The organism is Bartonella sp. CL70QHWL (assembly GCF_042194855.1).
Classification (GTDB): domain Bacteria; phylum Pseudomonadota; class Alphaproteobacteria; order Rhizobiales; family Rhizobiaceae; genus Bartonella.
In genome coordinates this window covers 1-12,283 of record NZ_JBHINJ010000025.1, presented here as the reverse complement: position 1 = coordinate 12,283, position 12,283 = coordinate 1, and the positions used below count along the sequence as shown (strand labels likewise).

Here is a 12,283-nt window from a genome sequence, read left to right as displayed (position 1 = left end):
ATCTGGGGGCGTGCTTATGGCAATGCAAAAATCAATAAAAAAAGCAAAGTAAGGTTGGTTCCAAAAAATTGTGAGGTGTATGAAAGGGATAATGTTGTCAATATAACTGATAAAACAGAATAAAAAGAGACATGGGGGGCGTGCCTTCTTTATGGTTATAAACGCATATAAAATGCATTGCTGTAAACATATCATAAAAGAGAGAGTAAAATAAAAAAAAGCCGTGCCAATTAATATGACGCGGCTTTCAAATGTCTATTCTAATGATTAAAATTAATCATCCACATGGAGTAATAAATGCATATATACAAAACGTATCATATTGCAAGCGCTCTATGAGAGATATGAAAACTTATCAAAAGAAACGTAAATGGTGCGTATGATCTTTAATCACTCATTTGAATAAGAGAGCCTATAAACGCTTGTTATGGCTATCAAACGTATCAATCATAACGTCTTTTATCTTTAAAGAGATTCATTTAAAATAAAGCACATGATCATGATGCTTCTTTTAAAACGTTTCAAAATATTAAATTCAAAATCGAGCTGAGTGAATTCAATTAACACGTTGTCTAAAATCAAACCTATCAAAACGCTTGGTAGCTTTATCAATCCAATCAAAAAAAATGCTTATTAAACAAATGTCTTTTTAAAAACGTTCTTTTACATTTACGAGCATTGGTTTTTAAAACAATCTCTCATAAGACAAAAACAACCGCTTTTATAAAATGTAAGGTTTTCAAGATTTTGCTCTGCTGTGAAATCTAGATCTTCGTTTTTCATAAATGAAACGTTCTTAAGAGCAAATGATAACTAGGTTATAACTGTGATAAAAAAAAGTTTTAACGTTTCTTATAAAGATCTCATTTTATGTTTCAAACGTTTAAACGTGCATTTAAAGAGCTTTCATAAGCGTATTTGTACTTTTCTTTAAAAGCTAATTTCTTTAAAAATTAGCCGGTCCATTTTGGGGCTCGTTAAAATCAACCAGCTCAAATTCGAGCGCGTTAACTTTAAAATAGAGCCTTCTTTAAACACTGTCGCTTTTGACTCAAAATTTAGAAAAATTTCATGCCTTATGATGTTACAATGGTTTTGAAGTTTACCTGCTTATCTTGTCTCAATAGGTGCTTCCAAATTTGGGGTGACTAAAATCTCTCAATCCAAATTTGGATTGACCCCATTTGGCTTCGTATTTTTAAACAATAACTTTTAAAACGTTTTTTGATAGCCTTCTTGCTTTATATTCATTAAAAAGCTTTTGATCATAAGATATAACGTTTTGAACTTCATATCTGTTATAATGATAATATCTATATAATACCTGCCTATCATTTTCTAAATTTTTAGTAAGCGCTTTAAAATCAATCTTCTCTCAAAATCCTTTATGCGCCCTTATGAATTAAAACCTATAAGCTTATGACAGTTTCAAACGATACTTTCTTATAGGATAATCTAATGTTGTGATAACATCTTTAGATTTTACGCTTCTCAATTTTGAGAACTGTAATTTTATGTTTTTATCATGCGATTAACAATCCAATCATTAAAACAAGATGTGATCTTTAAACGTATAGTATTGAAAATTTCAAACGACTAAATTTTTAAACAATACGATTTGTGTTGTGATAAAAACGTATCATAAAATTTATAAACTGTTATGAATGATATCGGCTTTTCATCTCATTTGAATACACACATACGTTATAATATTTGCATCATGATTTGCTTTTTATGGTCTATTCATACATGGCAATCTTATATAAAAAATGGTCAAATGAATCACGTATAAAATTATAGATTCTTAAGTGGATTCATATAAAATAATTGCACTCAACATATTGACTTTATTAGTTTTTTATGTATGATACTTCTTACGTTTCTACCAAAATATATCATTAATTTATAGATATTTTAACTAGTTCATCAATTTTATTACTAGAACATACAACTTCTTCCCAAGTAGTAGCACGCAAAAGACATGTCATAACACGATGGTTTAAGAATTCTCTCGGTGGTATAGATACAGTATCGCCTGTTTTCAAATGAATTTGAATTCCAACAACATAAGGTATGGCTAAAACTTTATCTAAATTTGAAATACCTATAAAAACACCATTTTTATCAGCGAAAATAAATTTAGATGCAGCATAATACTTAGGCTTGTTAATTTTAATTGGAGCTTCACCTATATAAGAACGGATACAGTTTTCTACATGTGGGCCAAGTAAAGTTAAAGGTAAAACATTAGTTGTAATACAATCGCCAGCAGGTCGGGCTGCACATTCAATCACTTTAAAGCCATTAGGTGTAAGCTTAGCTTCTAAATGAAATGGAGTATTATCAATTCCTAATGCAGCAACTACCTGGCTCGAATAATCGTAAATTTCTTTCTTTTGTGCTCCATTTATTTTTGAAGGATGTACGTGACAAACTTCGATTTTGAATTGAGAAGAAACCCATTTATCAGTTATCCCAACAATGCTAACTTGTTTATTATGAACGAAGCCTTCAACACTTATTTCTGGGCCGTTTAACATTTCTTCTAAAATCATTTTACCTTCGAAACCACTAAAAACAGCATCATATGTTTTAGAAATAATATTTTGCAGCTTTAAAAAAGCGTGTTTCAATTCGCTAGTATTATTGACAATAAAAATACCACGTGATGCTGAACCCGCAGCGGGCTTCAGAACTGATGGAAAACCAATGTATTCCGCTGCTCGCATAAGTGTTTCTCTATCATGTACAGCAGAAAATTTCGGGTTAACATGCCCTATGGAATCCAGACGTGTCCGCATTGCAACTTTATTCCGACACGCTAGAGCATCATTTGGATCCATCCCCGGTAGTCCTAAGGCGGCAGCTATTTTAGATCGAAGAATAGTGTCTTTTTCTGACCAAGATATGACACCAATGAAATTATAGATTTCATTTAATTCAAATGCTGTACGGATTGAAAGATCAATATCTGAGGTATCAATAACACGATAATCAGCTACAATTTGATTGAGATAAGTAGGCCATTCATCAGCTATATTAACAACGTTTAAATCTAATCTCATGGCTGCTGAATGTTGTTCAAGGCGTTCAATCTGATTTTTACGGCCATTTATAAAAAGTACAGTACGCATATTTCAACATCTTCTATCAAATATTAAGCACTGAAGCCAATATCTTATCTGCATAAATTGGTAACGGATCTGCTGTGTTAGGTCGCACTGCAGCGGATCTGAAATAATGGGGGCCTTCAGTTGGTGGGCCAATGATAAAAACATTCTTAGAAATTTGACCTGAAGAATACACGCAGGCATGGGTTATAGGATGAATATCAACACCTCCCAGCATATACATATCATCAGGCACTAAATCATTACTCCATTCCCTCAATATTCCATCTTTAAAACAGGTCTTTAGTAAATTGTTGCGACTATTTTTAAGTGAAAAACGTGGTATGCGGGCATTAACAAGATAATCAATTGAACGTATATTACCCAAATGCCATTTCCCTCCCTTTGCTTGCAAGTTAGGCGCCTTCGACTCTGATAAGTCCACTATTTTTGCAGTGGCAAGTGCAGCAATCTTTTCCATCACTTTTAAAGAAGTACCAACAGTAATTCTATTTATTAAAGGGAAATAGATATCAACAAATTCGCGATGAGATGCAGCAGTTAAACCACCAAATTCTACTGCGTTTCGTAGAACATTTCTTAGATCGCGCCAAGCACCATCAATAGCAGCTTTTCGAGGATTTTTAATATTCCCTAACTTAGCGTCATAAATATCATTATACAAAGCACTTAACGAATTCAGATGTTTATCATTAAAGTCTTTGGAGGCTTTGGGTTCTATAATATCTAACCATGCGAATCGAAAGGAGTCAAACCGAGAATATTTATCATCATATAATCCATCATTGATTTTTGAGTAATCAATCTCTGGATTACTCTTGAAAAAATCATTAGCCACATTATTAAGTTGATCGGCCAAATATGTGTGCGGGTTCTTTTTTAATTCTCCTACCGTATTTATATGATTATTAATAATAAATTGGATCGATTTGATGTTAGTATCAATAAATCTTTTGCCAAAAATGGTTGAATAATAAATTATAGCTGACTCTAAAATAAGCGCTGGAAGAATATCCCTCGTAAAATCCAATTGTCCTACCTCATTACCTCTAGATTCCCGCATTCTCTTAATTAAATCATGGTTAAAGATAATCGCAGTATGAACTAATGAATGATCATAGATTTTTTCATCAAATGGTCTTGCAAAATTAAAAAAACCATTTCGACTAAATGGGTAAATTTTTTTTGGTTCTAACCCACTTTTTTTATACAATAATTGGAAGTTTTCATCGCGATAAAAATATCCTCCTCTACCTTCAGTTAGCTTTAATATAGCATCTAAACAGACCAGCCCCATCCCTCGAATTGCTACAGAACTATCAGTCTCAAAACGTTCAAGCTCTCCGCCCTCAACTGGAAAGATATTTGATAAGTACCAGCCACCCTCTTTGTTGCCTTCGTTTATTGACAAGTTAGCGGTTTCATCTTTATTATCTTGCTCTGAATGACCTGTACACAGAACTACGTGTGATAATCTTAGTGACTCTGAGCTTGTTTGAATAACCACTTCGCTATCATCAATAGTAATTTTTTCAACATAAGACGGCACTATAGTAACCTGTACACTAAGGTTGCGTAATGTTGATATGATGTCATTAAATACATCAAAGGCGATTTCTCCTAATAGGCTTCTATCAACCCAAGATTGTTCATTGATAAGATATCTATCATCTTTAGTTTGGCTGTACTTATCTATGCAACGGCTGAATAATGTCCAATTAGCAGTTGTTTCATTAATATGCTGAATTAACATCTTATGACTGTGGTCTGCTCCAAATGATAGTTGACCAGCAGTTCTATTTAAATGGTTAGATACTGCTTGACCTCTATAGTGAACGCCTCCACCAAATCGATTTGGTAAGTCAAATATATGTACGCTACTAACATTAGAGAAACCAGCTTTTCTCCAACCTAGAACTCTCTCTAAAAGACAAAGACCCGTCAGGCCACAGCCAATAATACCGATTTTAACGGACATTAGTACCCCCTATTTTTGTATTTAAAATAAACTTAAATGTAATAATAAGAACAATACCGGAAAGAGGAAGAAGCATTAGTAATAGAAACGGATTATTCCCTTTTAACTGACTGTAACTTGCAATAACATTTACGCCAATCCATTTTCCCGAGCCTTCACCAAGAGCAACTGCTATAGCATTCCAACTAAGGATACCTACACGCATACCATCAGGTATATATGTTATTAGAATTGAGGAAATAGCAGGAATTATTAATATTTCAGCAAAAGTAAAAACACTTACAGCGACTGCAATCATAAATAAGCTATTGAAATAATACATGGAAATGAACGAAAAAGCAAATAAGATAAACCCAATGCCACAAAGCGTGAATTCAGTTGTATTTATTTTTGTAAAAAATTTAGATATCGGGATTGAAAAAAATATAACCAGTATTGCATTTAATGTTAATAATAGCCCGAACCATTGAAAAACTCCTAATTGCTCGTTAACGAACAAGGGAACAGAAGAATATATTTGTGCATAAGTAGCCCACATGATAACTGTCAACAAAAATGTTAAATTAAGTGGCAGACTGCAAATATGAGCTTTAAAGGTAATTAATAGATTGCTCTGCTTTGATATACTTACTTTATTATTGTGGCTACGAAGTGCTACCAACCCCGCTATTGAAACTAGTGCGGCTGAGATCATAAATGGGAGCAAAGGCTCAACTGTACTAAAAAGCCATGTTGCGACTAGAGGCCCAATAGCAGCAGATACGTTTAAACACACATTTAATTTTGCATAACGATAGTTCAATGTATTAGGTAACGAAGGATCTGCTAAAGCAGCTTTTGTATAAATACTATTGCTTCCATACCCAAATCCAATCATCAATAAAGCGCAACATATAAAGAAACTTGATGATGATACTGCTAAAATAATGTAACCAATTGCCCCAATACCACAAAGGACAGGATATGCTATTTTTATAGGTAGTAAAGAAATAAGCGGAGCGCCAAGAATACGTGCACCTTGTGATGCGAATGAACCAAATAATAAATAGAGGCCAACTTGACTACTATTTATCTCTAGTATATCTGTGAAATATACTGGGAAAATAGCGTTTACAGATAAAAACGCAAAAGCAAAAATGGTGTAATCAAAAAAAAGTTTTTGCATAGATTTAACACGTTTCTATTGACAAAATTTTTACGATTTGATCAAATGCATCTTCTAGTGAATTGCGATCTTTAGCGTGACATATCATATAGCCAACAGCTTCTCGGTCTTTCCAATGTTTTATCTCATTAATTTTATTGCCTACTTTCAATGGCATATTTAATCTTACACATGATGGATGTGCTGCTGCTTCTGTTACATTACCGATATATTTGATTTCACCTTCTGGTAGGAGAAAATATCTGATGCCAGCAACGCCATTCTTTTCAACCGTTACAGTAGATAGATTATCTGGATTGAAGTGAGAGTCCAATCCAGCTCCATAAGTTTCTATACCAGTTACCAATTCTTGGAGCCAATGAATAAAGTCTCCTCCTGGACGAGCATGAATTTCGCCTAGAACAATGCCGTTTGACGTTTCCCAACACTCGGCGTGGAATAAACCAACGTTAAAATTAAGAGCATTGATAGCCTTAGTCCATGAATCATAAATTTCTTTTTCAAGTTGTGTAGTAATAGGGGCAGGAAACGTGTGGCCAACTTCTATAAATGTACCATTATCTATTATTTTTTTTTCAGTAACACCAAAGAAAATAGGCTTGCCTTTAACAATCACACCTTCTACACTAAATTCTTTACCTTCGATAAATTCTTCTATAAGGAAGTCACTTCTATCTTCTTGGTTGAGTTTTGATATGGCGTTATAAATATCGGTTTTGCTAGTTATTAATGAAACGCCTTGGCTTCCTAATCCATGCCTAGGTTTTATAATAAACTTATCAAAATTAGATAAATCTATAAAATTTATAACATCTTCTTCACTCGAACAAATATATGAGACAGGTTGAGGTAAGCCAGTAGCTGAAAAAATTTCTCGTAACTTAGCTTTGTCTTTAACAATTGCAGCTACCTCATTTCCTATGGTCGTAGCCCCTAAACTCTCAGCTAGAGCTGCGGCTAATTCAACTGATAATTCATCATATGTGAAGATTTTTTGAGGAGGATTGTCCCCAAGGAGCTCTATAATATTTCTAGCTTTGTCTCGCTTTTTTGATTCAATAACCAAAGTACTATTGGCATTAGATACCAATTGTTTATTGCTTTCTAAGAATGACTGTTCTTCTAATAGTATAATCTTGTATCCACGCTTCTTAGCTTGTTCAAAAAAACGTGCGCCTTGATTGCGTGACATTCCAATAACTATAAGTTCATTCATTACTTTTCCTCTAGCAAATATTGATAGCTTAATCTTTCAAGTCGTTGGATTGCGTTGCTATCAATCGTTCCAATACAACCTACTCTGAAAGTGGATTTATTTGAAACTTTACCGCCATAAATGACACAGCCATTACTGTTTAAATAAGCTGCATATTCATTAATTTCATCAGAATCCCATCCTGATCTAAAAAATGTTACAATTGCATGCCCCATGTCTCCTTTGTCTAAAAGTGGCATGAAGCCTAAGCGTGTATAAACATCAACAATTGTATTTCTAATATTAATATGTCTTTGCATTTGAGTAGCGACACCACCCATATTCTCTAACTCTTTCAAGGCTTCCAATAGACCACTCATAACATGAGTTGGTGGTGTGAATCGCCACTCGCCAGTCTGCTGAAAACTTTCATACTGGTCAACCAAATCCAGTGTTAATGATGATGCATAACTTTTTTTTGTGTAACTCTTATGGACATAGACTATCCCAATTCCAGGTGGCCCGCCTAAAGCTTTATTTGATGAGGCAGCAACTGAAACAACAGAGCTATCGATTGGGAGCTTCCATATGTAAGAACCAAATGTACTCATTGCATCAATAAGTAGTAATTTGTCGGCGCTAGCTGTAGCTCGTTCAATGCTTAGTATATCATTCATTACCCCGGTTGTGGTTTCTCCATGTACAATCGCCACATATTTACCAGTGAAATTGTTTATATGACTTTCAACATCAGAACTTGATAACTTTTTCTCGTAAGGAAACTCAATTTTTTCATACTTCTTACCTGCTTTTTCTGCGATTGCAACCATTCGAGTTCCATACGCACCATTAATAATGATAAGCAATGATTCATCACTTGGGATCAAGGTCTGAATCATAGCTTCAACGGCATAAGTTCCACTTCCCTGCAACATTACAGGAACAAGATTACTGTCAGGAGCAATTTTATTTAAATAGGAATTTACTTGACGAGTCATTTTCCCAAATAAATTAGTCCTAGAGCCATAATCAATTATCATTGCTTTATGCACTGAAGCAGACAGGTTGGCTGGGCCTGGAGTAAATAAAATCTGTTCAGAGAATTCGTTCATAGTGATTTTACCTTTTGGATGCTTTTTGGAAAGCATGGCCTAGATCAATTAGGTTATTAGAGGGACGGGGCAGACTGTTTTGTTCATGAGTATTTATCATTATCTCAATAAATCTTGGCAAATGCATGCTTTGAAGAACATCAATTAAATCTTTTTTTGTTTCAATTCTTATGGAATCGTCAATATTGAATGCTTTAGCTATATTGGATAATGTAAGTTTATGTGCCGTTATGGGTGAGTTACCAACAGAGGAGTGAAGGCCGTTATTTAAAACAACATGAATCAGATTATTAGTATTACGCGTAGCTATGGTCGTTGCGCCCCCTAAATGCATTAAATACGATCCATCTCCTTCCAAGCACCATACCCTTTTATGTCTTAATTGGTTGGCTATCCCCCACGCAACTTGTGAAGTATGCCCCATGGCTCCAGTAATCATTAGAAGGTTATCAGTGTTCATTTTACGTTCACTCATACATAAAAGCACTTCACGAGCAGTGTATCCTGTTGAGGCAACGAATAAATCATTTTTGTCAGCATATTCAAAGATGACTTTAAGGCTATCCAAACGGGACATGGGAGATTCAGAAGCGGTTCTCTTCATTTTTTCCTTAGAACTACTTGGTGGCACTAAAATAGCAAATGAACGGCCGTTATGAGTTACAGAAACAGCTTTCTTTATACTCGTAAGCTCATTCCCTTCTTCAAGTACAGCATACTCAATATCAAGTAATGTTAATAACTCTTGAGTGATAACTCCTGTTTTTCTATGTTGTGGTTCATCTGCTGTTTCTGGCATTCCGCGCCAACCAATTAATAAGATAATTGGAATTGAGTAACAAGAACCATGTGCCATTGATAGTATAGGATTTATAGCGTTACCAAGGCCAGAATTTTGCATGTAAACTACTGCCGGCACCCCAGTGGCAAGATAATGACCAATCGCTAAACCAATAGCACTTCCTTCATTGGCTGCAATCACGTGTTGATCTTGGGGCAAATATAAGCAATTCTGACAGAATTCATTTAACACACTATCTGGGACACCAGCAAAAAAACTGATGCCGTGCTCAATAAATTTACTCACTATATTCATAGCCTAAATTGTCCCAGGGATCATTTTCAAAATGGTGTCAACGTTTACACATTTACTCTCAATTTCTTTAGTCCTACCGTACATCAGAATATCTTGAGCCACTGACAGCATAGCTGCATATGATGCTCTCAACATATGGTTTGCATAAATTACAATATTAAAGCCAGCAGCTTTTAAATCTTGAAATGTAATTTCATTAAAACTTGTTGGTACACAAACAAGAATTTCTGTAGGATATTTGCTACGAAATCTAGCTGCAAACTCCAATATTTCATCAGGCGTTTTTTGGCGACTGTGAATCATGATACCATCAGCGCCTGCTTTGAGGTACGCTGAAGCTCTACTAAGGGCATCATCCATTCCTTGTTGAAGGATAAGACTTTCAATCCTAGCAATGATTAATAAGTCTCGTTGTCTCCTCGTTTCTACACCAGCGGTAATTTTTTTACAAAAGTCTTCGGCTGATGACTGAATTTGAAATATATCGTTACCTAGTAATGAATTTTTCTTTAATCCTTCTTTGTCTTCTATAATTACAGCAGACAAATGAGAAAGCTCCATTTCTCTAACATGAATTTTGAAGTGCTCAGGATGGCCGCCCGTGTCAGCATCTATTATCAGAGGAAGACAAACTTTATTAGCAATATCTCTCGCCTTGGCTATACGATTGGGTAGCGGAAGAATTTCAATATCTGGTAAGCCATCAACAGTTGAATCTGTAAGAGAGCTAGACCACAATGCATGATATTTTTCATTTGTACTATGGTTGTTACTAATTACAGCATTTGCAGCTACAGAAGCAGAAAGAAAACTATGAGATTCAAGAACCCTGATACATTTATGTTGATCAATTAATTTAGTGATCTCGTTTTCGATTAAAAATGGTCGTTTTTTAACATTGGTATTATTCATACAGTCCCCCGCATTTTGTTATCATTATCTTAACGCATGTTTTGTCATAATTATCTTAAATTGTCCATTATTTTTTATAAAAAATAATAACTGTTTATTTCTGACGCTACCCCTTTATGAGTAGCACTTGATTTTAGAGTTTGCGCTTATAATTGATCTGTATTTTTACCCATAAGTTTAGGTTCATAGCTATTAATTTTGAGGCTTTCCTTTTTGTTGAGTGAAGAGCAGATGGCGCATATACCACCTTACTTTCCGCTTATGAAGAAGCAAGCTGGCACCATCATTATATTTGCCAGCCCCCAATGTTGCGACAGACCTTATGAACAAGCCTTGCAACAAAATGGTTGGGGGAATTAAAAGCGATTGCTACGGCTCTCTTACCCGTCGAGCCTTTTGACCTATTACAGCTCCCAATGCCATTCATGGATTATGTTTATGACGTTTCAGAGCGTCAACAAACCCCGCTCGATTTTATTGCTGTCTCTGCTCTCTGTGCCTTGGCTGCTGTTATTGGCAATGGCGTGCGTGGTGCTCCAAAACAACATGATGATTGGATTGTTGTTCCTAATCTCTGGGGTGCTCTCATTGGTCAATCGTCAACATACAAAACACCAGCCATGAAAGCGGCTTTATTGAAAAGGAAGTTAACCTATCCCATGATGGTAATTGCTGGGTGTATGATGAGGCTTGTGTCTATGGTCATGCAAGAGTGTATGAAAATGCAAAAATACGCCATTTTTCTCAAGTCTGTGGTCAAGTTTATGGCAATGCTGAGGTCTATGGAAAAGCTTTTATCTCTCAATATGCTAAAGTTTATGACCATGCTTTTGTCTATGGCAATGCTCATGTTTATGGCAATGTTTATGGGTATGCTCATGTGAATGGTAGTGCCCGCATTCTTGCTGATGCTCATATTTATGACCATGCGCATGTTTCTTATGATGCTACGGTTTTTAGTTATGCACGCGTTTATGGTCATGCCAAGGTTTCTGGCTTGGCTTGTATTTATAGCCATGCAAAAATTTATAATTATGCTGTTATTAATGGTCGTGCAAAAATTTATGGCAAGGTTTATGGGAATGCTTGTGTGAGTGGCTCTTGTGAGATTTATGGCTCTGTTTATGGCAATGCTAAAATCTCATATTGTGCAACGATCTGGGGGCGTGCTTATGGCAATGCAAAAATCAATAAAAAAAGCAAAGTAAGGTTGGTTCCAAAAAATTGTGAGGTTTATGAAAGGGATAATGTTGTCAATATAACTGATAAAACAGAATAAAAAGAGACATGGGGGGCGTGCATTCTTTATGGTTATAAACGCATATAAAATGCATTGCTATAAACATATCATAAAAGAGAGAGTAAAATAAAAAAAAGCCGTGCCAAGTGATATGACGCGGCTTTCAAATAGCGTTTTTTATTGATTAAAATGAATCATCCACAATGGAGTAATGAATGCATATATACAAAATGTATCATATTGCAAGCGCTCTATGAGAGATATGAAAACTTATCAAAAGGAATGTAAATGTGCGTATGATCTTTAATCACTCATTTGAATGAGAGAGCCTATAAAACGCTTGTTATGGCTATCAAACGTATCAAACAAATCAAAATGCTCGGTAGCTTTAACAATCCAATCAAAAGCAAATGCATATTCAATAAATATCTGCAAAAAACGTTCTTTTTACATT

The 12,283-nt window shown here is 35.0% G+C and carries 9 protein-coding genes and 2 pseudogenes; 3 read left to right on the top strand and 8 right to left on the bottom strand.

Annotated elements, in window-relative coordinates:
• Positions 1–1,898: 1,898 nt before the first annotated feature.
• The 7 genes from ACFIJZ_RS08655 to aepX are packed head-to-tail and all read right to left on the bottom strand — an operon-like array spanning position 1,899 to position 10,589.
• Positions 1,899–3,134: an ATP-grasp domain-containing protein gene (locus ACFIJZ_RS08655; protein WP_375631702.1), complete on the bottom strand. Its 1,236-nt coding sequence runs from the start codon at positions 3,132–3,134 to the stop codon at positions 1,899–1,901.
• 16 nt (positions 3,135–3,150) lie between these two features.
• On the bottom strand, positions 3,151–5,109 hold the full coding sequence (locus tag ACFIJZ_RS08650) for an FAD/NAD(P)-binding protein (protein ID WP_375631700.1): 1,959 nt from the start codon (positions 5,107–5,109) through the stop codon (positions 3,151–3,153).
• On the bottom strand, positions 5,099–6,274 hold the full coding sequence (locus ACFIJZ_RS08645; RefSeq protein ID WP_375631698.1) for an MFS transporter: 1,176 nt from the start codon (positions 6,272–6,274) through the stop codon (positions 5,099–5,101). The genes ACFIJZ_RS08650 and ACFIJZ_RS08645 overlap by 11 nt, the downstream gene beginning before the upstream one ends.
• Positions 6,275–6,278: 4 nt before the next feature.
• A complete protein-coding gene (locus tag ACFIJZ_RS08640; RefSeq protein ID WP_375631696.1) occupies positions 6,279–7,490 on the bottom strand; it encodes an ATP-grasp domain-containing protein in 1,212 nt (403 codons plus the stop codon).
• Entirely contained in the window at positions 7,490–8,581 is a 1,092-nt protein-coding gene (locus tag ACFIJZ_RS08635; RefSeq protein WP_375631694.1) for a 2-aminoethylphosphonate--pyruvate transaminase, read from the bottom strand. Before ACFIJZ_RS08635 ends, ACFIJZ_RS08640 begins: the two co-directional genes overlap by 1 nt.
• A 7-nt stretch (positions 8,582–8,588) precedes the next feature.
• The gene (gene aepY, locus ACFIJZ_RS08630) at positions 8,589–9,677 is read right to left on the bottom strand and encodes a phosphonopyruvate decarboxylase (protein ID WP_375631692.1); all 1,089 of its coding nucleotides are present in this window, start codon (positions 9,675–9,677) and stop codon (positions 8,589–8,591) included.
• 3 nt (positions 9,678–9,680) lie between these two features.
• Entirely contained in the window at positions 9,681–10,589 is a 909-nt protein-coding gene (gene aepX / locus ACFIJZ_RS08625; protein ID WP_375631690.1) for a phosphoenolpyruvate mutase, read from the bottom strand.
• Positions 10,590–10,820: 231 nt separating this feature from the next.
• Here aepX and ACFIJZ_RS08620 point away from each other — a divergent pair, with 231 nt between their 5' ends.
• The 3 genes and pseudogenes from ACFIJZ_RS08620 to ACFIJZ_RS08610 all read left to right on the top strand — a co-directional run.
• Complete coding sequence (locus ACFIJZ_RS08620; protein WP_375631688.1) at positions 10,821–10,949, top strand: hypothetical protein; 129 nt, start codon at positions 10,821–10,823, stop codon at positions 10,947–10,949.
• A gap of 56 nt (positions 10,950–11,005) precedes the next feature.
• Positions 11,006–11,164, top strand: a pseudogene (locus ACFIJZ_RS08615) (DUF3987 domain-containing protein); the annotation flags it as partial.
• Between the two features lie 53 nt (positions 11,165–11,217).
• Positions 11,218–11,868 (top strand): annotated as a pseudogene (locus ACFIJZ_RS08610) (hypothetical protein); the annotation flags it as partial.
• Positions 11,869–12,132: 264 nt separating this feature from the next.
• On the opposite strand, the gene ACFIJZ_RS08605 reads toward ACFIJZ_RS08610, so the two are convergent.
• Positions 12,133–12,264 (bottom strand): hypothetical protein, encoded by a 132-nt coding sequence (locus ACFIJZ_RS08605; protein ID WP_375631686.1) that lies wholly within the window; start codon positions 12,262–12,264, stop codon positions 12,133–12,135.
• Positions 12,265–12,283: the final 19 nt, after the last annotated feature.

What these genes read in the sequence shown, in the direction of transcription:
- ACFIJZ_RS08655 (WP_375631702.1), bottom strand. Translation starts at nt 3,134, where the DNA reads ATGCGTACTGTACTTTTTATAAATGGCCGTAAAAATCAGATTGAACGC.
- ACFIJZ_RS08650 (WP_375631700.1), bottom strand. Translation starts at nt 5,109, where the DNA reads ATGTCCGTTAAAATCGGTATTATTGGCTGTGGCCTGACGGGTCTTTGT.
- ACFIJZ_RS08645 (WP_375631698.1), bottom strand. Translation starts at nt 6,274, where the DNA reads ATGCAAAAACTTTTTTTTGATTACACCATTTTTGCTTTTGCGTTTTTA.
- ACFIJZ_RS08640 (WP_375631696.1), bottom strand. Translation starts at nt 7,490, where the DNA reads ATGAATGAACTTATAGTTATTGGAATGTCACGCAATCAAGGCGCACGT.
- ACFIJZ_RS08635 (WP_375631694.1), bottom strand. Translation starts at nt 8,581, where the DNA reads ATGAACGAATTCTCTGAACAGATTTTATTTACTCCAGGCCCAGCCAAC.
- aepY (WP_375631692.1), bottom strand. Translation starts at nt 9,677, where the DNA reads ATGAATATAGTGAGTAAATTTATTGAGCACGGCATCAGTTTTTTTGCT.
- aepX (WP_375631690.1), bottom strand. Translation starts at nt 10,589, where the DNA reads ATGAATAATACCAATGTTAAAAAACGACCATTTTTAATCGAAAACGAG.
- ACFIJZ_RS08620 (WP_375631688.1), top strand. Translation starts at nt 10,821, where the DNA reads ATGGCGCATATACCACCTTACTTTCCGCTTATGAAGAAGCAAGCTGGC.